This window comes from Paraburkholderia sp. CI3 (assembly GCF_050436505.1).
Taxonomy (GTDB): domain Bacteria; phylum Pseudomonadota; class Gammaproteobacteria; order Burkholderiales; family Burkholderiaceae; genus Paraburkholderia; species Paraburkholderia tuberum.
The window spans coordinates 634,598-656,697 of record NZ_JBNDMI010000003.1; the positions used below are offsets into that span (position 1 = coordinate 634,598).

Annotated in this window: 13 protein-coding genes and 2 rRNA genes; 10 read left to right on the top strand and 5 right to left on the bottom strand. The window is 59.5% G+C overall.

Translation table 11 applies throughout. The features are described from left to right. Positions 1-94: 94 nt before the first annotated feature. Both OKW29_RS11740 and rrf read left to right on the top strand, forming a co-directional pair. Positions 95-3,080 (top strand): 23S ribosomal RNA (locus tag OKW29_RS11740). Positions 3,081-3,306: 226 nt separating this feature from the next. Next, positions 3,307-3,420 (top strand): 5S ribosomal RNA (gene rrf / locus OKW29_RS11745). A 72-nt stretch (positions 3,421-3,492) separates the two neighbouring features. On the opposite strand, the gene OKW29_RS11750 is transcribed toward rrf, so the two are convergent. The 3 genes from OKW29_RS11750 to OKW29_RS11760 are packed head-to-tail and all read right to left on the bottom strand — an operon-like array spanning position 3,493 to position 8,052. Continuing rightward, positions 3,493-4,725, bottom strand: a complete 1,233-nt coding sequence (locus tag OKW29_RS11750; protein ID WP_429292491.1) for a lipocalin-like domain-containing protein — start codon at positions 4,723-4,725, stop codon at positions 3,493-3,495. A 26-nt stretch (positions 4,726-4,751) separates the two neighbouring features. Further along, positions 4,752-7,331: an FtsX-like permease family protein gene (locus OKW29_RS11755; protein WP_429291148.1), complete on the bottom strand. Its 2,580-nt coding sequence runs from the start codon at positions 7,329-7,331 to the stop codon at positions 4,752-4,754. Next, positions 7,321-8,052, bottom strand: coding sequence for an ABC transporter ATP-binding protein (locus OKW29_RS11760; protein WP_018425048.1), 732 nt, complete (start codon positions 8,050-8,052; stop codon positions 7,321-7,323). The genes OKW29_RS11755 and OKW29_RS11760 overlap by 11 nt, the downstream gene beginning before the upstream one ends. Positions 8,053-8,736: 684 nt before the next feature. On the opposite strand from OKW29_RS11760, the gene OKW29_RS11765 reads away from it, so the two are divergent. From OKW29_RS11765 to cyoD, 5 genes are all read left to right on the top strand, one after another. Continuing rightward, on the top strand, positions 8,737-10,293 hold the full coding sequence (locus tag OKW29_RS11765) for an NADH-quinone oxidoreductase subunit M (RefSeq protein WP_429291149.1): 1,557 nt from the start codon (positions 8,737-8,739) through the stop codon (positions 10,291-10,293). Between the two features lie 391 nt (positions 10,294-10,684). Further along, positions 10,685-11,578: a ubiquinol oxidase subunit II gene (cyoA, locus tag OKW29_RS11770; RefSeq protein ID WP_429291150.1), complete on the top strand. Its 894-nt coding sequence runs from the start codon at positions 10,685-10,687 to the stop codon at positions 11,576-11,578. 3 nt (positions 11,579-11,581) lie between these two features. After that, the gene (gene cyoB, locus OKW29_RS11775; RefSeq protein WP_429291151.1) at positions 11,582-13,603 is read left to right on the top strand and encodes a cytochrome o ubiquinol oxidase subunit I; all 2,022 of its coding nucleotides are present in this window, start codon (positions 11,582-11,584) and stop codon (positions 13,601-13,603) included. Next, the gene (gene cyoC / locus OKW29_RS11780) at positions 13,603-14,208 is read left to right on the top strand and encodes a cytochrome o ubiquinol oxidase subunit III (RefSeq protein ID WP_429291152.1); all 606 of its coding nucleotides are present in this window, start codon (positions 13,603-13,605) and stop codon (positions 14,206-14,208) included. Before cyoB ends, cyoC begins: the two co-directional genes overlap by 1 nt. Continuing rightward, positions 14,209-14,550, top strand: coding sequence for a cytochrome o ubiquinol oxidase subunit IV (gene cyoD / locus OKW29_RS11785; RefSeq protein ID WP_429291153.1), 342 nt, complete (start codon positions 14,209-14,211; stop codon positions 14,548-14,550). It begins immediately after the preceding gene. Positions 14,551-14,649: 99 nt separating this feature from the next. Here cyoD and OKW29_RS11790 read toward each other — a convergent pair whose 3' ends face one another. Together OKW29_RS11790 and OKW29_RS11795 are read right to left on the bottom strand one after the other, a co-directional pair. Next, positions 14,650-16,698 (bottom strand): capsular biosynthesis protein, encoded by a 2,049-nt coding sequence (locus tag OKW29_RS11790; protein WP_429291154.1) that lies wholly within the window; start codon positions 16,696-16,698, stop codon positions 14,650-14,652. Next, positions 16,699-17,847 carry a glycosyltransferase family 4 protein gene (locus OKW29_RS11795; RefSeq protein WP_429291155.1) on the bottom strand — a complete coding sequence of 383 codons (1,149 nt, stop codon included), beginning with the start codon at positions 17,845-17,847 and terminating at the stop codon, positions 16,699-16,701. It abuts the gene before it with no gap. 151 nt (positions 17,848-17,998) lie between these two features. Between OKW29_RS11795 and OKW29_RS11800 the strand changes: the two genes are divergently transcribed. The 3 genes from OKW29_RS11800 (at position 17,999) to gmd (ending at position 21,987) form a co-directional block, all read left to right on the top strand. Then, positions 17,999-19,168 (top strand): polysaccharide biosynthesis/export family protein, encoded by a 1,170-nt coding sequence (locus tag OKW29_RS11800; RefSeq protein ID WP_429291156.1) that lies wholly within the window; start codon positions 17,999-18,001, stop codon positions 19,166-19,168. 335 nt (positions 19,169-19,503) lie between these two features. Next, on the top strand, positions 19,504-20,790 hold the full coding sequence (locus tag OKW29_RS11805) for a glycosyltransferase family 4 protein (protein ID WP_429291157.1): 1,287 nt from the start codon (positions 19,504-19,506) through the stop codon (positions 20,788-20,790). Between the two features lie 162 nt (positions 20,791-20,952). After that, the gene (gmd, locus tag OKW29_RS11810) at positions 20,953-21,987 is read left to right on the top strand and encodes a GDP-mannose 4,6-dehydratase (RefSeq protein WP_429291158.1); all 1,035 of its coding nucleotides are present in this window, start codon (positions 20,953-20,955) and stop codon (positions 21,985-21,987) included. Positions 21,988-22,100: the final 113 nt, after the last annotated feature.

A 22,100-nucleotide genomic window follows, 5' to 3' on the forward strand; every position in this document is an offset into this window, starting at 1 on the left:
ACCTGTAGCGAGTGCGTCTATCCCCTCCGGGGATGGGACCCACGTAAGCGCTAAAGCGCTAACGTGGGTCGACACAGAGACACACCCGTTATAGGGTCAAGCGAACAAGTGCATGTGGTGGATGCCTTGGCGATCACAGGCGATGAAGGACGCGGTAGCCTGCGAAAAGCTCCGGGGAGCTGGCAAACGAGCATTGATCCGGAGATGTCCGAATGGGGAAACCCACTCCTAATGGAGTATCCGTAGCTGAATCCATAGGCTACGTGAAGCGAACGCGGTGAACTGAAACATCTAAGTAACCGCAGGAAAAGAAATCAACCGAGATTCCCAGAGTAGTGGCGAGCGAAATGGGATCAGCCGGTACACGTTATCCGTATTGTTAGTCGAACGCTCTGGAAAGTGCGGCCATAGCAGGTGATAGCCCTGTAGACGAAAACAGCATGGAAGAACTGGGTGTACGAGAAGTAGGGCGGGACACGTGAAATCCTGTCTGAAGATGGGGGGACCATCCTCCAAGGCTAAATACTCGTGATCGACCGATAGTGAACCAGTACCGTGAGGGAAAGGCGAAAAGAACCCCGGGAGGGGAGTGAAACAGATCCTGAAACCGCATGCATACAAACAGTCGGAGCCCCGCTTTAAGCGCTTTCGGCGCATTCATGAAATGAATGCGTCAAAAGACATCAAGTCTGAAACATGACCACTGCGCGCTTGAAGTGGATTTAAGCGCGAGAGCGCTTAAAGCGGGGTGACGGCGTACCTTTTGTATAATGGGTCAGCGACTTACATTCAGTGGCGAGCTTAACCGATTAGGGCAGGCGTAGCGAAAGCGAGTCCGAACAGGGCGTCCAGTCGCTGGGTGTAGACCCGAAACCAGGTGATCTATCCATGGCCAGGTTGAAGGCACGGTAACACGTGCTGGAGGACCGAACCCACTAACGTTGAAAAGTTAGGGGATGAGCTGTGGATAGGGGTGAAAGGCTAAACAAACCTGGAAATAGCTGGTTCTCTCCGAAAACTATTTAGGTAGTGCCTCGTGTGTCACCTTCGGGGGTAGAGCACTGTCATGGTTGTGGGGTCCATTGCGGATTACTACGCCATAGCAAACTCCGAATACCGAAGAGTGCAATCACGGGAGACAGACATCGGGTGCTAACGTCCGGTGTCAAGAGGGAAACAACCCAGACCGCCAGCTAAGGTCCCCAAATATGGCTAAGTGGGAAACGAAGTGGGAAGGCTAAAACAGTCAGGAGGTTGGCTTAGAAGCAGCCACCCTTTAAAGAAAGCGTAATAGCTCACTGATCGAGTCGTCCTGCGCGGAAGATGTAACGGGGCTAAGCCATATACCGAAGCTGCGGATGCACAGTAATGTGCATGGTAGGAGAGCGTTCCGTAAGCCTGCGAAGGTGCACTGGAAAGTGTGCTGGAGGTATCGGAAGTGCGAATGCTGACATGAGTAGCGATAAAGGGGGTGAAAGGCCCCCTCGCCGTAAGCCCAAGGTTTCCTACGCAACGTTCATCGGCGTAGGGTGAGTCGGCCCCTAAGGCGAGGCAGAAATGCGTAGCTGATGGGAAGCAGATTAATATTTCTGCACCATTGTGAAATGCGATGGGGGGACGGATCGCGGAAGGTTGTCCGGGTGTTGGAAGTCCCGGTCCTTGCATTGGAGAAGGCGCTTTGGCAAATCCGGGCGCGCAATTCAAGGGTGCGAGGCGAGTCGCCTAGGCGACGAAGCAACTGGAAGGGGTTCCAGGAAAAGCCTCTAAGCTTCAGTTTCACAGTGACCGTACCGCAAACCGACACAGGTGGGCGAGATGAGTATTCTAAGGCGCTTGAGAGAACTCGGGAGAAGGAACTCGGCAAATTGGTACCGTAACTTCGGGATAAGGTACGCCCTCATAGCCTGACTGGCCTGCGCCAGAAGGGTGAAAGGGTTGCAATAAACTGGTGGCTGCGACTGTTTAATAAAAACACAGCACTCTGCAAACACGAAAGTGGACGTATAGGGTGTGACGCCTGCCCGGTGCCGGAAGATTAAATGATGGGGTGCAAGCTCCTGATTGAAGTCCCGGTAAACGGCGGCCGTAACTATAACGGTCCTAAGGTAGCGAAATTCCTTGTCGGGTAAGTTCCGACCTGCACGAATGGCGTAACGATGGCCACACTGTCTCCTCCCGAGACTCAGCGAAGTTGAAGTGTTTGTGATGATGCAATCTCCCCGCGGCTAGACGGAAAGACCCCATGAACCTTTACTGTAGCTTTGCATTGGACTTTGAACCGGTCTGTGTAGGATAGGTGGGAGGCTATGAAGTTGGGACGCCAGTCTCAATGGAGCCGTCCTTGAAATACCACCCTGATCTGTTTGAGGTTCTAACCTTGGCCCGTGATCCGGGTCGGGGACAGTGCATGGTAGGCAGTTTGACTGGGGCGGTCTCCTCCCAAAGTGTAACGGAGGAGTACGAAGGTACGCTAGGTACGGTCGGAAATCGTGCTGATAGTGCAATGGCATAAGCGTGCTTGACTGTGAGACTGACAAGTCGAACAGGTGCGAAAGCAGGTCATAGTGATCCGGTGGTTCTGTATGGAAGGGCCATCGCTCAACGGATAAAAGGTACTCTGGGGATAACAGGCTGATACCGCCCAAGAGTTCATATCGACGGCGGTGTTTGGCACCTCGATGTCGGCTCATCTCATCCTGGGGCTGTAGCCGGTCCCAAGGGTATGGCTGTTCGCCATTTAAAGAGGTACGTGAGCTGGGTTTAAAACGTCGTGAGACAGTTTGGTCCCTATCTGCCGTGGGCGCTGGATATTTGAAGGGGGCTGCTCCTAGTACGAGAGGACCGGAGTGGACGAACCTCTGGTGTACCGGTTGTCACGCCAGTGGCATCGCCGGGTAGCTATGTTCGGAAGAGATAACCGCTGAAAGCATCTAAGCGGGAAACTCGCCTTAAGATGAGATATCCCCGGGGCTTCGAGCCCCTTGAAGGGTCGTTCAAGACCAGGACGTTGATAGGTCAGGTGTGCACGTACAGTAATGTACTGAGCTAACTGATACTAATTGCCCGTAAGGCTTGATCCTATAACAGGTGTGTCTCGACCCGCGTTAGTGCTTGAGCACTTACGCCGGTCCGATCCCCGAAGGGGATTGGTGTGAACTCCCGCGGGAGCCAACAGAAACGCACGGTTGGGATTCAGTGTTGTGCCAGAAACAACACAACCCCCACACTCGAATCCTTTACGCTTCTTCCCGATTGGCTGTGGCGCAAGCGGTTGACTCCAACCCTGCGACGCAGCAACCCGTCATGCCTGATGACCATAGCGAGTCGGTCCCACCCCTTCCCATCCCGAACAGGACCGTGAAACGACTCCACGCCGATGATAGTGCGGATTGCCCGTGTGAAAGTAGGTAATCGTCAGGCTCCCCTCCAGTCAGAAACCCCACCCGCCGCGGTGGGGTTTTTGCGTTTACGCGGCCGACTCTGCGCGCTTCACTACTTTCCGATCCGCAACGCATCCGCGTAACCCGTCAGTTCCAGATAGGCTCGCCCTACATCCGCATTCTGTTGACTCACCCGTACCGCGCCTTCCCAGTACACGGCACCGGTCGACTGTCGTGAGTCGAGTTCCTGATCGTCCATCAGCGGATCGAGTCGCCATGTCAGCGTTCCCGCTCTAACCGTCATCGAGACCGGATACGAAGTATTCGTGTGCGGCGAGCGCCACATGCGACGCGGCGTGAAGTCGACTTCACCGGGGTCGAAATTCGTTACCTGACCATCGGGTCTGCGAAGCGTCGCGTGGGCCCATATTGCATGTCCGTCGCGGCTGCGGATCTTGAATGCCATTAGCGCCGAGCCGTCCGTCAAATTGGCGCCGAGCCAATCCCATCCGACCGCATTGGCGTCGAGCAACGTGCTCGACCACTCGTGATCGAGCCATGCGGTCCCCGTCACTGCTGCATCGCGCGTCGTGTCGTTTCCACCTCCGGCTGGGCGCACCACAGTGCCCGTCACGCGGAGTTGCGGTTCGCTGTAGTAATAGCTCGCCTGTTCGGGCCGCGGTCCTTTGCGCGAGTAACCGCGCTCGCCCTGAATCAGCGGAGGCTGCGTTGGCGTGAGTTGGAGGTGTAGCGAGAATCCACTTGCATCGGCGGTGACGTCGTAGTGGCCGTCCGCGGCGCGAATCATTTTCCAGGCGTCGAGTTTGACGTCGGTGTTGGCGGTCTTCGCGTAGGCGAGCCCGAGACCCTCTCGAGCGATGCGTTGATCGTGAACGAGGTGTCCGATGGCCGGATCGCTCAGCGCAGCGTGCGCGATGATCAGTTGCGACGGGGCGAAATCGCTTGGATCGGCGGCATCGTGACCAGTCGCCGTACGGAAGAACGTGATCTGGAATCCGAGCGGTCGGTTGTCGGGCGTCGTGAGCCAGCCTGTCGCGTACCACCATTCGGTGCGGAAAGCCGGATGAGCACCGCTGTCCCGCGGAAACGAGATCGGATGGTCTGGCGTGACTGCCGCGAAGGCGACCGGGGTGGATCCAGTGGAGTCGCTACTAGCGGCGAAAGAGGGCGACACAGCGGCTATGCCAATCCAAAGTAGCCCTCGGAAAAAAAGCTGAAGGCGCCGCGGAGGTGACCCGCCGTGTCGGCGCGCGATGCACGTCGCGCAGCCATCAAGCGCAGAGCAAACCTCGCGAATGGCCGCGCTATCCCAGATCAACCGCATTTTCCACGCACGCCGCGCAGCTGGCATCACCAGTCCTCCTTCACCGCGCGCACTGCATCCACCGACACCGCGCCGCGTCCCGCGACCACCGCCGTCGTACACGACAGCACCAGCATTACCAACGCGACTGTGCCCAGCACGAACCACGGTACATGCAGCGACATGTTCCAGTGAAACGACTGTGGATTGACGACGAACACGAGAATCAGGCTGATCGCGAAACCAAGCGCGAAACCGAGCGCAATGCCGCATGCGGTGAGCAGACCGCCCTCCGAAGCGAGGATCGCGAGAATCTGCGCGCGCGTCACCCCGACGTGGCGCAACATCCCGAACTCACGGGCGCGCGCGAGCGTCTGCGCGGAAAACGTCGCTGCGACGCCGAACAATCCGATCACGATCGCCACCGCCTCGAGCAGATACGTGACCGCGAAACTGCGATCGAAGATCACCAGCGTGCGCGCACGGATCTCGCCCGGTTGCGACACCTCGAGCGAAGCGCCGAACGGCAGCGCCTTCAAACTTGCGACGACGCGTTCGACAGTCACGCCCGGCTCGACGGTCACGGCGACATCGGTTGCGGTGGAGTCGCCGGTCAGCCGCCGATAATCGGCAAGCCGTATCTGGATCGCGCCGCTCTGCCGCGCGTAGTCGCGCCAGACGCCGGCTACGACGAACGTCTGGCCATGCTCGCCGAGCGACAACCGCACACGTTGACCTAGCTCATACCCATACAGGTCGATCATTGCTTCGGAAACCCAAATAGGTATGTCGCCGGCGCGAAGCGCGGACGGCGGCAGCACCGCGCCGGTCATCTGCAGAGTCGCGCCCGGATCGTTCGCGTCGATTTCGCGGGCGAGCAGCGCGACGTCCGGGCGCGCGGGATCGAGCGTCAGATGTGTGATGCGCGCGAACGCGGCGTCGCCGATGCCGGGCACCGTCGCGATGCGCGTCTGTTCGTCGGGCCGCAAGCCGCCACTGTCGCCGCTATTGCCGCCCGACGCTACGCGCACATACAGATCGGCGGACAGCAGATGCGTGATCCAGTCGTCGACAGACACGCGGAAGCTGGCCACCATGATCGCCATCGCGACGATCAGCGCGAAGCTCGACAGCACGCCGCCCATCGCGATCGACGCCTGCCCCGGCGCATTCGCGAGACGCGCAATCGCGAGCGTGCCCGTCGCGCCCGCGCGGCGTCGCGTGCCGCGCGCGCGGCCTGCCGCGCCGAATATCAGCGCGGTCACGCGCGGCATCAGCGCAATGCCGCCGACGAGCAGCAACGCGACCGCCAGATAACCGGCGATCGGCGCATCGAACCACGGCGGCACGCGCGTCAGCGCGGCGGCCGCCAGCAAACAGCCGAACGCCGGCCACGGCGTGGCGAGCCGCGCCAATGCGCTTTCCTCGGCACCGGCCTTGAGTGCCGGGGCAGGCCGTGCGCACGCCGCGTCGATAGCGGGCGCTACGCTGCCCAACACCGACACCGCGACCCCGAGCGCGAGAAACACCGCGCTCGCGAGCGGCTCGAAACCGACTCGCGGTTGCACGCCCGGAAAATAGCCACCGCCGAGATCGCTGCCGAAGAAGCGCAGCGCACCGCTGGCCATCGCGTAGCCGAGCGCAAGTCCACACAACGAGCCGAGCAACCCGAGCAGCGCGCCTTCAAGCAGGATCTGCCGCAATAGCTGAGCGCGCGTGAGCCCGAGCACGCGCAGCATCGCGAATTGCGATCGGCGTCGCACGACGCCGAGTGCCTGAGTCGAAAACACGAGGAACGCGCCCGTGAACAGCGCGACCAGCGCGAGTACGTTCATGTTGATCCGGTAAGCACGCGACAGGCGATCGGTGCGGCTCTCAGTGTCGCGCGTCTCGGCGACTACCCATGTGCTGCCGAGCTGCTGTTGCAGATCGCGTTTGAAGCGTTGCCGATCGACGCCGCGTGCGAGTTGCACGTCAACGCGCGTCAACTTGCCCACCTTGCCGAATCGCCATTGCGCGGCGGCGATGTCCATCACCGCGAGCCGTTGACCCGGCCGCGTGCGCACGAGCCCGCCCGCGACGCGCAGATGCAGATCCGACGTACCGCTGCGTAGCGTGACATCGTCGCCGGTCTTGACGTTCAGCCATTGCTGCGCGGCCGTCGACAGAAATATCGCATCGGAGGCGAGCGTGTCGAACGGGCGATCGGGCGAGGGCACGCCGATCAGATCGGGCGTGATCGACCTCGCCTTGAAGACGTCGATGCCGAGAACGGGCAGTGCACCGGTGCGGCCCGGCACCGCGACGTCGAGCGCGAGCACGGGACTCGCCAGCACCACGCCCGGTTCGTTGGCGAGTCGCGGATAGAGGGACTCGTCGACGAAAGGCTGCGCGCCGCGCACCTGCAGATCCGCTTCGCCTGACAGACTGCGCGCGGCCGCCGAGAATTCGTTGAAGGCGGCGCTGTTGATCAATTGCACCGCGTAGCCGAGCGCGACGCCTAGCGCGATCGTCGCGATGGCGACGAGTGCGCGTCCGCGATGACTGCGCCATTCCGCGACCATCAGCCAGCGCGCGAGAACACGATATCCCGGCGCGCGCGGCAGTGGACGAAGGTCAACGGCCATCGTGGGTCGAGCGGGCCGCGGCGTGCGCGACGTTCGCGGCCTTATCGCGCGCGCCATGCAAGTCGCCGTCGCTGAGGATCAACACGCGGTCCGCCACGGCGGCCGCGGCCTCCGAATGCGTGACCATGATCGTCGCCGCGCCGGTCGCCTTGCTTTGCGCGCGGAACAGGCCGAGCACGTCGCGCGCGGTGGCAGGGTCGAGGTTGCCGGTCGGTTCGTCGGCGAGAAGCAGCGTCGGACGATGCACGAGTGCGCGTGCAATGGCTACACGCTGCAACTCGCCGCCGGAGAGATCGCGCGGAAAGTCGTCGCCGCGTCCGCCGAGGCCGACCGCCGCGAGCATGTCGAGCGCGGCGGCCGTCGGTAGATCATTGAGCAGCAGCGGCAGCGCGACGTTCTGCGCGAGCGTCAGATGCGGCAGCACGTGAAACGCCTGGAACACGAAGCCGAGCTTCTGGCGCCGTAGTCGCGTCGCGGCGTTGTCGTCGAGTTGTTCGACCGGGCGTCCGTCGATTAGCACGCTGCCGCTATCGGCGCGGTCGAGCCCGGCGATCAGGTTGAGCAATGTCGACTTGCCGACGCCCGAGTCGCCCATGATCGCAACGAACTCGCCCGCAGCGAGTGTGAAGTCGAGCTGCGCGAGCACGATGCGGCCGGTGCCGTACCGCTTGCTCAGGCCGCGGCATTCGAGTGCGGGTACGACGTCGTCACGAAGCGCCATGCGAGGAGGTCCGGGAAAGGAGTCGGGCGAGGGGAGCCCGCTGCGCGAATTGAGTGTGCCTCGCCGCGCGAGTTTCTGCAGCAGTTACCATGGCGCGGCGCTGGTCTGTGTAAGGAAAACGGAAGATTCGTGCGCCTGGGGCGGAACAGTTTCAGCGCACCTTGATCGAGGCGCGCGGCACCGCTAGTGACCTCCTCGCCGGTCGGTTTAGACCGCCCGCACAAAAATTTTTTTATCGCCGACGAGGCAAATTTTTGTTTGGTTGCCGCTCGTGCCCGACCGTCAAAAAGCACTCGAGAGCACGATCCGTTCCAGTCGAACCAGCCCCATATACAGCGGATGTCTAACAGCGGCCAACCTCCGGCTAATTGCCAGCTTTTGCTGCCAAACTGCCAAGGCCTAACGACCCCTTTGTAACAATGTGCAAGCGCACATTTCGATGCATTTTGCAAGCGCCCACGTCGCAACAATGTATTGTGGCGCGGATTTCGCGGCTGTTGCGATGCAAAATTATTCTTATCTTGGTAATCTCCCACCCTTGGTAGTCGGCTGCGGGTAAACGTGTAGCGGGAAACCCCTCCACGCGTCAATTTCAGCGAACTCCAACTTACATTTCCATTTCAATGTCTGCTTGTTTCAGGGGCGTTGACGCGGCGTTTTGTACTTCAAGTTTTGACAGAGCACATGCCATTGCCTCTCCTAAGTCTTCTCATCTGGATCCCCATCGTCGCCGGGTTCGTGGTTCTGCGCGCCGGGTCGGACGCGGCGCGTAATCGCACGCGCTGGCTCGCGCTGATCGGCGCGGTGGCGGGTTTCTTGCCGGTGATCCCGCTCGTGGCGAGTTTCCGTAACGACGTGACCTCGATGCAGTTCGTCGAGAACGTCCGCTGGTCGCCGACGTTCGATATCGCATGGCATGTGGGAATCGACGGGATTTCGCTGTGGCTGGTCGCGCTGACCGCGCTGACGACGATCATCATCGTGATCGCATCGTGGGAGTCGATCACGCAGCGCACCGCGCAGTACTTCGGCGCGTTCCTGATGCTGTCGGGCTTCATGCAGGGTGTGTTCACGTCCCTCGACGGCATGATGTTCTTCATTGCGTTCGAGGCGACGCTGATCCCGCTGTATCTGCTGATCGGCACCTACGGTCACAAGAACCGCACGTATGCGGCGGTGAAGTTCTTCTTCGTGTCGTTCCTCGGCTCGCTGATGATGCTGATGTCGCTGCTCTACCTGTATAGCCAGACGCATAGCTTCGACCTCGCCGTGTGGCGCGAAGCGCACCTCGACATGGTGCCGCAGGCGCTGATCTTCCTCGGCTTCCTTGCCGCGTTCGGCGTGAAGGTGCCGATGTGGCCGCTGCACACGTGGCTGCCCGACGTGCACCTCGACGGCCCGACGGGCGCCGCGGTGATGATCGGCATGCTGAAGATCGGCGGTTACGGTCTGCTGCGTTTCGCGCTGCCGATCGCGCCGCAAGCGAGCCATTTCTTCGCGCCGATGATGATCACGCTGTCGCTCGTCGCGGTGATCTATTCGAGCCTGCTCGCACTCGTGCAGACCGACATGCGCCGCCTGCTCGCGTATTCGACGGTCGCGCATATGGGCCTCGTCACGCTCGGTCTGTTCGTCTTCAACCGCTTCGGCCAGTCCGGCGCAATCGTGCAGATGATCTCGTACGGCGTGGTGTCCGGCGCGATGCTGTTGTGCACCGGCATGCTCTACGACCGCACGAAATCCGCGTCGATCGCCGAATACGGCGGCGTCGCCAACACGATGCCGCGCTTTGCCGCTTTCGTGATGCTGTTCTCGATGGCCAACATCGGTCTGCCGGGCACGTCGGGTTTCGTCGGCGAATTCATGGTGCTGATGGGCGCGATCCGCTTCAACTTCTGGATCGGTGCGATCGCCGCGACCACCCTGATCCTGAGCGCGGCCTACACGCTGTGGATGTACAAGCGCGTGATCTTCGGTGTGATCGCCAACGCGCGCGTGGCGAAGCTGAAGGACCTCGGCAAGCGCGAGTTCGCGCTGCTCGGTGCGTTGGCGCTGCTGGTGCTCGCGATCGGTCTCGACCCGAAGCCGTTCACCGATGCGATCGATCCGTCGGTCGGCACGCTGCTCGCGCAATCGGAACGCTCGGCGTTGCCTTCGGACTCCGTGCCGACGGAAGGCGGCGAGCATCTGCAGGCAGCGGCGCCCGGACCCGCTCCCGTCGCCACGCAGACTCCGGGTTAAAAGAACAGAGCGCCAGAGTCGTTGTCGCATCCGCGCGTCAGGATTCGGCGACGCTCTTGCGCTTTTGCGCGTCGTTATCAATCCCTTTGTGAATGCATGCGTGTTGCAGTACGTCGAAAACCGCTGCGCGTCCAGCGATTTTTAGCGCTTATTTCAGGGGACTTTTGCGATGCGTCAGCTTTTCGATGCTTCGTTTCGAAGCGTCGCAAACGACGCTGGTGAATAGGGTGCGCGGGGAAATGCGGCAACGTGTCGCACTGCGTCGCGACGCAATAGTTCGTTGCTAAATCGAGTGTTTATTAGCATCCGATGCCCCCCTATTATGCGAGCGCTTATTAATGGAGAGCCGTCGAATGACGTTCGTTGAAGTCAAAAAAACGAGGCAGTGGATATGAAAGGACGGACGCTGAGAAGGCCGGCAAGTTTCATTTCCGCCAGCCTAATGTTGCTGCTTTCGGGTTGCAGCAACCTCGATATTCTGAATCCGAAGGGGAGTGTGGGACTCGCGGAGCGTGATCTGATCGCGACTTCGGTGTGGGCCATGCTGATCGTCGTGGTGCCGGTCATTCTGATGACACTGTTTTTCGCGTGGCGTTACCGCGCATCGAACAGCAACGCCGAATACCGTCCGGGTTGGACGCATTCCACCGCGATCGAAGTCGCCGTCTGGACCATTCCGGCGCTGATCATTTTGTTTCTCGCCGTGTTGACGTGGAAGAGCACGCATGAGCTCGATCCGTATCGTCCGCTCGAGTCGCAGGTCAAACCGATCAACGTCGAAGTCGTCGCGCTCGACTGGAAGTGGCTGTTCATTTATCCGGACCTCGGCATCGCGTCGGTGAATCAGCTCGCGATCCCGGTCGGCACGCCGGTGAACTTCCGGATCACGTCGGACACGGTGATGAACTCGTTCTTCATCCCGCAGCTGGGCGGCCAGATCTACGCGATGGCGGGCATGCAGACGCGCCTGCACCTGATCGCCGATCACGCCGGCGACTACGCGGGCACCTCGGCAAACTTCAGCGGCAAGGGCTTCTCGGACATGAAGTTCCGCACGCTCGCGACGTCGCCTGAAGACTTCAATGCCTGGGTTGCGAAGGTCCGCGCTTCGTCGGACCGCCTCGACATGGACCGCTATCACGCGGTGTCCGAGCCGAGCGAAAAGGACCCGGTGCGGTACTTCTCGACCGTCGATCCGAAGCTCTTCAACAACATCATTGCCCGCTACAACAACGGCAACGTCATCGACAACATGAAAGACGCCAACTGCGCGCCTAAGGGGTAACTCATGTTCGGAAAACTAACTCTCGATGCGATTCCGTATCACGAGCCCATCATCGTTACGGCGGGCGGCGGGATGGTGCTCGCCGCGCTGGCGGTGCTCGCCGGGATCACGTATTTCGGCAAATGGCGCTACTTGTGGAGCGAATGGCTGACGTCCGTCGACCATAAGAAGATCGGTGTCATGTACATCGTCGTTGCGTTCATCATGCTGCTGCGCGGCTTCGCCGACGCGATCATGATGCGTATGCAGCTGGCGCTGTCGTACCTGAGCCCGGGCTTTTTGCCACCGCATCACTACGACCAGGTCTTCACCGCGCACGGCGTCATCATGATCTTCTTCATGGCGATGGCGTTCATGATCGGTTTGATGAACATCGTCGTGCCGCTGCAGATCGGCGCGCGCGACGTCGCGTTCCCGTTCATCAACTCGCTGAGCTTCTGGATGACGGCAGTCAGCGCGATCCTGATCAACATCTCGCTGGTGATCGGTGAATTCGCACAGACGGGCTGGCTCGCTTATCCGCCGTTGTCGGAATTGCAGTTCAGCCCTGGTGTAGGCGTCGACTATTACCTGTGGAGCCTGCAGATCTCCGGTATCGGCACGTTGCTGACCGGTGTGAACTTCTTCGTGACGATCGTGAAGATGCGCGCTCCGGGCATGTCGTGGATGAAGGTGCCGGTGTTCACGTGGACCTCGTTGTGCGCGAACGTGCTGATCATGGCGTCGTTCCCGATCCTGACCGTCACGCTCGCGCTGCTCGGTCTCGACCGCTACCTCGGCATGCACTTCTTCACGAACGATGCCGGCGGCAACGCGATGCTGTACCTGAACCTGATCTGGGCATGGGGTCACCCCGAGGTGTACATCCTGATCCTGCCGGCGTTCGGTATCTTCTCGGAAGTCGTCGCGACCTTCGCTAAAAAGCCGCTGTTCGGCTACAAGACGATGGTATGGGCGACCTGCGCGATCATGGTGCTGTCGTTCCTCGTGTGGCTGCACCACTTCTTCACGATGGGTTCGGGCGCGGACGTGAACGCGTTCTTCGGCATCGCGACGATGGTGATTTCGATTCCGACCGGCGTCAAAGTGTTCAACTGGCTGTTTACGATCTACAAGGGCCGTCTGAAATTCACGACGCCGGTTCTGTGGACGATCGGCTTCATCATCACTTTCACGATCGGCGGTATGACCGGTGTGATGCTGGCGATTCCGGGCGCGGACTTCATGCTGCACAACAGCCTGTTCCTGATCGCTCACTTCCATAACGTAATTATCGGTGGCGTGCTGTTCGGCTATCTGGCCGGCTTCAACTACTGGTTCCCGAAGGCGTTCGGCTTCAAGCTGAACGAGAAGATCGGCAAGGCCGCGTTCTGGTTCTGGCAGGTTGGCTTCTGGGTTGCGTTCACGCCGCTGTACGTGCTCGGCTTCATGGGCATGACGCGTCGTCTGAACCACTACGACAACCCGGCATGGCATCCGTGGCTGATCGCCGCCGCGTTTGGCGCGGTGCTGATCGCAATCGGTATCGCTTGCCAGCTGCTGCAACTGGTCGTCAGCATCCGCGATCGCAACCTGCCGGAAAACCGCGACCTCACGGGCGATCCGTGGGACGGTCATACGCTGGAATGGGCGACGAGCTCGCCGCCGCCGGCCTATAACTTCGCGCACATTCCGGACGTCCGCTCGCTCGACGCGTTCACCGAAATGAAGTCGCGCAAGGGCGGTGTGAAAGTGCCGGTGTATCGCGACATTCACATGCCGTCGAATACGTCCGCGGGTCTGTTGGTGGGTCTGTTCTCGCTGGTGCTCGGTTTTGCCGGTGTGTGGCACATCTGGTGGCTTGCGATCGTTGGCGCGGTCGGCGCGATCGCCACCGTGATCATCTACAGCTTCATGGACAACGACGGCTATTACATTCCTGCCGACACTGTTGCGCTGATTGAAGAGAATCGCAACGGCGGTGCTGGTGCCGTGGCCGGTGTCGGCGCAAGCGCCGGCAAGCAGGTCGCGCTGGAGGTGGACTGATGTTACAGAAGACTATTGCGGTTGAGCCGCAACTCGCGCCGGACCACGTGCCGTCGCACTCGGTGTTCGGTTTCTGGCTGTACCTGATGACCGACTGCATCCTCTTCGCGGCGCTGTTCGCGGTGTTCGCGGTGATGAGCCACCAGTTCGCGGGCGGTCCAAGCGGCAAGGACCTGTTCGAGATTCCGGGCGTCGCACTTGAAACGACGATGCTGCTGCTCTCGAGTATCACGTACGGCTTCGCGATGCTCGGCGCGCACAAGAACCGCAAGGGCGTGCTGCTCGGCTGGCTCGGCGTGACGTTCCTGCTGGGCCTCGCGTTCCTCGTGCTGGAAATGCGCGAGTTCTCGCACCTGATCGCCGAAGGCGCGGGTCCGAGCCGCAGCGCGTTCCTGTCGTCGTTCTTCACGCTGGTCGGCACGCACGGCCTGCACGTGACGTTCGGCCTGATCTGGATGGTCGTGCTGGCGCTGCAGGTGATGCGTCATCGCGACCTGACCGAACGCGACATGATCCGTCTGACGTGCCTGAGCCTTTTCTGGCACTTCCTCGACGTCGTGTGGATCGGCGTTTTCACCTTTGTCTATCTTGCGAGCGTGATCTAAATGGACCATAGTCATAGCGCCCATGGCGCACACTCGGAAGGCGGTCACGGCAGCTTCGGCAGCTATACGGCGGGCTTCGTGCTCTCCGTCATTCTGACCGTCGCGGCCTTCGCGATCGTGATGACCGGCACGTTGACGGGCCAGAGCGCGTTGCTCGCGATCGCGGGTCTCGCGGTCGTGCAGATCCTCGTGCATCTGGTGTTCTTCCTGCACATGAACACGTCGTCGTCGCAGCGCTGGAACGTGACGGCGTTTGCGTTCACCGTGCTGACCGCTGTTATCGTGGTTGGCGGGACGTTGTGGGTGTTGCATAACGTCAGCATGAATATGATGTCGCGCTAAGCGGATAACGCTTTAGCGTCAGCCTCGGAAAAAAGCCCCGCAAGATTTCGATCTTGCGGGGCTTTTGGTTTGTCTGGACGGTTTGTTTTTTTACCATGCTCATGGCGCGCGCTTTTGCTGAAGGCGCCATATGGCGTGGCGAATTGCATTGCGGCTCCAGCGAAAAGCTTTGAGAAGCGGCCGCATCCGGTTGCCGCGTACTTTTTCGAGCGGCCGTGCGGCTTGTGGTGCGAGTTGTTCGACCACGGCTTCCGGGGTCGTGAAGAGACGGGTTTTCCAATCGAAGTACAGTGGATAGCGCAGCAGCACGCCCGCGCACAGCATGTCGAGCGTCAATGTGCGATGACGCCACGGCAGCGGCGCGAGCGCGTCGTGGGTGAGTCCCCAGCCCGCGTAGAACGGCAGCCCGTAGGTGAACACCGCTTTGCCGCGCAACAGCGCGTCGAAGCCCGCAAGCGACGAGAGCGTGTGAACTTCATCCGCCGCATCGACGAGCGACAGCAGGTCCGCTTCGGTATCGACGACGTCGGCGAGTTGCTGCGCGTCGATCAGACCATTGCGATTGCCTGATAGCACGTCGGGATGCGGTTTGTAGACGACGAATGCGTCGGGCCGCAGGCGGCGGACTTCGCGCAGCAGCGCATCGGCGGTGCCGATTGCGCGCGTGCCGAGGCGGATCGATGCATCGTCGGCGACCTGGCCGGGGACCAGCACGATCTGCTTGCCTGACGTGGCGGTCCATGCAGGGCGCCGGCGGCCGAGGTTGTACTTGGTGACGCCGAGTTGCACGACCTTGTTGCGAAGTGCCGCGGCGCGCGCCAACTCTGCTTCGCTGAACTCCGTTTCGTTGAGCAGCACGCTGAGATCGCTCGGCTGGCTGGCGTCGAAATAGAGGCCGCGGCGGTCGATTACCTGACTGCGCGGCGCGATCATGTCGGAGCCGAGACCGGTCGAATGAAAGAAGCCGTCTTCAATTCTGACGCGGCGCACCGCGGGGGCAAGACCTTCCGCGCTGCGCGCGCCCCACAGCACCGCGCATTCGTGCGCTTGCACGGATTGCGGCTCGTGTGTCCAGCGTAGCGTGGCGTTGCCGGCGCTGATGTACGGCGTCGCAAGCGGGCGCTTCCACCACTGGAAGCGGATCGCCGCCACCGGTTGCAGATCGGGGAAGCGTTGTTGGACTGCTTGCTGCAACTCGATGCTGTCGAGCAGATCGTCGAGCGTGCCGGCCGTGTGCGTGGCCGGATTCAGATAGCGCGTGAAGTGCACGAACACCACGTTGAACAATGCGGCGAGCGTGGGGCGCGCGGTGCGATTCGGCAAGGGCAGGTCGTCATGTGTCAAGCCCCAGCCGGCGTAATACGGCGCGCCGAACACGTGCACCGGTACGCCGGCCAGCAGCGCATGCATGCCCTCCGACGCGCCCAGCGTATAGACGTGGTCGACGTGAGGCAGCGCGGCGCACAACGATTCGTGTTCGGTGAGATGGCGGGTGCCGGGCGGCAAGGTATCGACTGATGCGGAAAGCCAGTGCCCACGGCCTGGATCATCCGATCGCGCGATCCAGAATTCGGCTTGCGGATGGGACTTGCGCGCGGTTTGCATCATTCGCGCGAAGGCGTGCCGTGAGTTGCGTGTTGCGATGGTGCCGAGTCCGTGCGATCGAACGCGCTCGTCGATCAGCAGGACGCGGGTTGTGCGTCTGGTTTCGAGCAATGCGGCGGGACAGACGGGTTGCGATCGACGCAGCGTCGATGCATGGCTGCGTGCGAACCGTTGCATCAGTCGTTTGATCTCGACCTCAGGCAATGTGCCGGCGTTGCGATCGTGTTCGATTGCGGCGACGAAGGCTGAATCGAGTGCTGCGGTAAATGCTTCTGCGCCGGCATTGGCAACAGGCATTGAGAACCACGACAACAACGGCATGCCTGCAGGCCCGCGTGACCAAACCGGTCCAGGCCACGCGGCACGGACACGTTTGCCGCCTACGCGTGCGAAGTGCAACGCGACGCGCCCATGCCAACGATCGATCCACAGATGTTCTGAACGTTTACGGAATGCGCTCAGCGTGCGCGAGCCGCGAGTGATACTGGGCAGATCGATTGCCAGGCACGCGGGTGCCTGTTCTTCAGCGACGTGTTGTTTCATTTAACGCAGCGTCTCGAGAAAGCCGTCGACCTGCTCGAAATGCTCGGCCCAGGTCGGTTCGCGGAAACGTTCGATACGCCTCAACTGCGCATCGCGCTCGGGGCTATTCGCGCGAGCGTAGGCCTGAATGCGGGCGAGCCAGCCGGGGCCGTCGAGCGGGTCGAGATAGTCGGGAATGTCGTCGGCGATTTCGTGAAACACGTCGAGATCGCTTGCGAGCACCGGTACTTTCAGCGCGAGTGCTTCGGCGAGCGGCATGCCGTAGCCTTCGACGAAAGACGGAAAGAGCAGCGCCTGCGCGTGTTGCAAATAAGCGTGAAGCTGCTCGTCGGAGCAGTGCGCTTCTTCTATCACCACGCCTTTCAGATTTTCGCAGCGCTCCAGCATATCGACGACGTTTTCGCATTCCCAGCCGCGGCGGCCGATTACCACCAGCTTCGGCGCGGCCGCGCCGAGCTGTTCGACGAGACGCCGCCAGACGTGCAGGATGAACCAGTGGTTCTTGCGCGGCTCGATGGTGCCGAGGATGACGAAGTAAGGGGTTGGCAGCGGGCGGGGGGCGAGCGGACGCAGGGTGACACCCGAGGCGAGGCGTGCGACCACGCTCGGCGGCATGGGAAGATCAGCGCGCTGTGCTTCGGCCGCGAGCGAGTCGAGGGTGGCCTGGGAATTCATGATCAAGCCGCTCGCGTGCTTCAGCGCAGTGTGCATGCGGTGGCGATGCGTTGCGTCGACGCCTGGGCGGCAATATTCGGCATGCGTCAACGGGATTAAATCGTGGACCATGAATACGGGGCGGATCTGACGTTTCGTCATTGCGCTGTAATAACGTCCGAACTCCATGCCATTGTGACTTGTGTGCAACAGAATTCCGCGGGGTCTTGTTTCTCGCAGGCGATTAAGGCAGGCGCGGATGACTAATGCACGGATCGCGTTTCGATTAAATGTGGATGAAAGAAGCCATGCAAACGTTTGCTGTGAATCTCTTTCAGTTAATACAGTGGAAAAGCCCCGTTCGCTGAGAACCACGCGCGCCTTTGCGCCGTACTTCTGAATATAGGCGAGGCCCACGCGGTCCACGCCCGTGGGCAAAAGCCCGTTGTAAAGACGCGCGAGAAGGCGCGTGACATCTAGAAAGAGGGTTGGCACGAGAGTGTGAGTCGATTTGTTAGCTAGCGCGCAGAACTTTTCTGAAATTTTTTGTGTGGATTTTTATTCACAGCGAGACATTCTACCCGAGTGCATGAGACAATTCGCGCCGAAGTCTTACTCACTAACTTTTTTTCAAAAGTTGTAATAAATGCCGCGTCTGTCACGTTGTACTGTTTTCATCGCAGTCGTCTTTGGGGCGATTTCACTTGGCGGGTGCTCGGGCATTCCGACTTCCGGGCCGAGCCGTTCGCAAATTAGTAATGCCGGAGCGGCCGCCAATCCGACTGGCATCCAGATTATCGATGTCACGGACGACGTTGCGCGTAAGCTCTTTGCAGAACGTAGTGTCGGCAATTTCACGGCCGCGTTGGGCAATAGCACCTCGTTCCAGCAGCAGCTCGGCGTTGGCGACACGATTGAAGTGTCGATTTGGGAAGCGCCTCCCGCGACGCTCTTCGGCGCAGGGCAAATCGACTCGAAAGGCGGCACGACAAACGCGCGTGTGACCGTTCTGCCGGATCAGACGATCGATGGCAATGGCAAGATTAGCGTGCCATTCGCGGGTGAATTGCAAGCGGTGGGTCGCACGCCGACTGAACTGCAGCGTGATATTGCTTCGCGCCTGAAGAACATTGCCCACGATCCGCAAGTATTGGTGAAGCTCTCGCGCAATGCGACCTCTTACGTCACCGTGGTGGGTGATGTGGCGAGCAGCAACCGGATGCCGCTGAGTGCACGTGGCGAGCGTTTGCTCGATGCGCTGGCATCTGCGGGCGGCGTGAAGCAACCGGTCGACAAGATCACGATTCAGGTGACCCGTGGTGACACAGTGGCGTCGTTGCCGCTAGAGACCGTCATCCGTGACCCGCGCCAGAATGTGCCTCTACATGCCGGCGACGTGGTGACCGCGCTGTTCCAGCCGTTCAGCTTCATGTCTCTCGGAGCGACGGGCAAGAATCAGGAAATCAATTTCGAGGCGCAGGGGATTACGCTTGCGCAAGCCTTGGCTCGTACAGGCGGCCTGGAAGATTCGCGTTCGGACGCGCAGGGCGTGTTTATTTTCCGACTCGAAGATGCGAAAGCATTGCCGTGGCCGAATACGCCCGTTCGCACGACGGCGGACGGCAAAGTGCCGGTCGTTTATCGCGTGAATCTGCGTGACCCGAACTCGTTTTTCGTGGCGCAGAGCTTCATGATGGATAACAAGGATCTGCTGTATGTATCGAATGCGCCGATCGCCGAGGTGCAGAAGTTCTTGAACGTGGTGTTCTCGGTAGCGTATCCGGTGATCACGGGGGTTCAGACGTTTGGTAGGTAGGTGTTCTCTCGGTGGCCGCTGTTATAGGCGGCTCTCCACGAGACCGTCTCAGAAGATATGAATCGAACGGGGTTCGTCAGGCGCTGAGCTGCCGAAATATAGGTTCCAACCGAGAGATATGACTTCGGTGAATTCAATAAGTGCAATACCGCAGAAGTCGTTTCTACTTGGTGAGCGATTTTCGATCCGTTCCATAGGTGATGAGATCAAGTCACGACAGTAGCTCGTAGCATTGACTAGCCGTTACCGCACTGCACGCGGTGCTACTTGTCGCATGAAGAGTTGAGGGGTGAAGTAAACATCTTGGTCCGCTATCCAGAACATGCAGTCTGACAATGAATGTGTTCATTGCAAAGCAAACTTCCCTGATTAAACTGTTGCCAGTGACAGCGGCACGTCGACTTGTTCAACAAGGTGAAGCGCGTAAAAGCGCACTTAGCCTACGCAGTCGTAGAAAGCAGATATTGGTCGATGTATCAGTGATCGTTCAAAACGACGCTCGCACTGGTATCCAACGGGTGGTTAGGGCGCTACTTATGCAGTTGCTCTCTGCACCGCCCTTTGGCTATCGTATCTGTCCAGTTTTTTGTACTCGCAACCAGGACTACTGCTACGCGCCAGACTTTCTTCAATTGGATGCTAACACTGGTCTTGCGCTGGAGCGCGTTACCGTAGAGCAAGGAGACATCTTCCTTGGACTCGATCTAGTCGCGCATTTGATGCCTCGTCAGCATGCCCAACTAGTAGCCTGGAAGAATTCGGGACTCACAATCCATGTCGTTATTTACGATCTTTTGCCACTCAAGTATCCTAATTGGTTCAATCCAAAGACGTCGAGGAACTTCCGGCGCTGGATGCGTACGGTGGCTGTATTTGCTGACAGCGCCATCTGCATATCGAACGCGGTAGGAGCGGAGTTGACCGAATGGCTTGCCATCCGCTACGGTATTTCGAAAGAAATGTTGCCTATCAAATCGTTCTTGCTCGGAGCTGATATAGAAGCCAGTTTGCCCAGCAGAGGATTGCCTGATGGGAGCACTCATCTGCTGGAACGATTGAAGGACAAGCCATCTGTGCTTATGGTTGGCACCTTGGAGCCTAGAAAGGGCCACTCGCAAGCGTTGGCGGCGTTTGAGCAACTTTGGCAACGTGGACAAGATGTCAATCTGGTCATTGTGGGCAAACCGGGATGGAAAATTGAATCGCTTCAGCAGCGTCTGCTGAACCACCCACTCAATTCGACGCGGCTGCATTGGTTGCAGAACATCAGCGACGAGATGCTCAAGAGGCTCTATGAAGTATGCCTAGGGGTGCTTATCGCCTCGGAAGCAGAAGGATTCGGTTTACCCGTAATAGAGGCTGCATATTACGCAAAACCCGTGTTAGCGCGCGATTTGCCAGTATTTCGGGAAATTGCTGGCGAGACAATCACGTACTTCTCGGGTTCGACTGCGGAGAGCTTGTCGAGCGTTCTGGTCAAGTGGCTTGAGAATCCTTTGTCCGGGCAAGGTCGCTCGGCCGCGATATCTGCACCAAGTTGGAAAAGTGCTGCACGCGAACTGCTCGCCTGTTTGGAATTGCCGCCCGATAGTGTCTTGCACTCTGATATGTCGGAGCTTTGAGGCCTTTGAGGCCAAGTATTTCACGCACGATAGTGACTGTCGTGCTCGCTGGAAATGTGTGACGTGTGGCATGACCACTGGATCTGTTATTCCGCCAGCACTCTCGAGCGAATTGTAGAAAATTAAGACTCTTAAGATGTTTAACTGTTTGGGATTTTTATAATGAAAAGAGCGGTTATTACGGGAATTACGGGGCAAGATGGCGCGTATCTGACGGAATTGCTGCTGAGCAAGGGGTATCAGGTCTTCGGCACGTATCGACGCACCGCTTCGGTGAATTTCTGGCGTATCGAAGAACTAGGCGTTCACAAGCACGAAAATTTGCATCTGGTCGAATATGACTTAACCGATCTCAGCGCCTGTATCCGACTTTTGCAGTCTACTGAAGCAACGGAGGTCTATAACCTGGCTGCTCAGAGTTTTGTCGGTGTGTCGTTTGAGCAGCCGGTCACGACCGCAGAAATTACAGGCATTGGCCCAGTCAATCTGCTGGAGGCCATCCGCATCGTAAATCCGAAAATTCGCTTCTATCAAGCCAGTACATCGGAGATGTTCGGGAAGGTGCAGGCTATTCCGCAGGTCGAAGAGACGCCGTTCTACCCACGCAGCCCTTACGGCGTCGCCAAGCTTTACGCTCATTGGATGACCATCAACTATCGTGAAAGCTACGGCATTTTCGGCGTAAGCGGCATTCTGTTCAACCATGAGTCGCCTTTGCGCGGTCGCGAATTCGTGACACGCAAAATTACAGACAGTATTGCCAAGATCAAGTTGGGAAAACAGGATGTGCTGGAGTTAGGCAATCTGGACGCAAAGCGTGACTGGGGCTATGCGAAAGAGTATGTCGAAGGTATGTGGCGCATGTTGCAGGCCGACAAGCCTGATGCCTATGTGTTGGCGACAAACCGCACGGAAACCGTACGGGACTTCGTGTCGATGGCAGCCAAAGCGGTGGGTTTTGATTTGGTCTGGGAGGGGCGTGGCGAGACGGAGATCGGTATCGATCGTGCCAGCCTGAAAACGCTGGTGCGCATTAATCCCAAGTTCTATCGCGCATCTGAGGTTGAACTGCTGATCGGAAGTGCTGAGAAGGCCAAGCGGGAGTTGGGCTGGGAGCCAAAGACGTCGCTCGAAGATCTGTGCCGGATGATGGTAGAGGCCGATATCCGCCGCAACGAGGTTGGTTTCTCGTTCTAATTCTAATATCCGTTACCGCATCTTCTCAGGATGCGGTAACGACGAATTGCGACACGACGGCGTCGTTGCCGTCGGCCGCCCCGAATCAGTCTCTCGCTTTCGAGAATATCGTC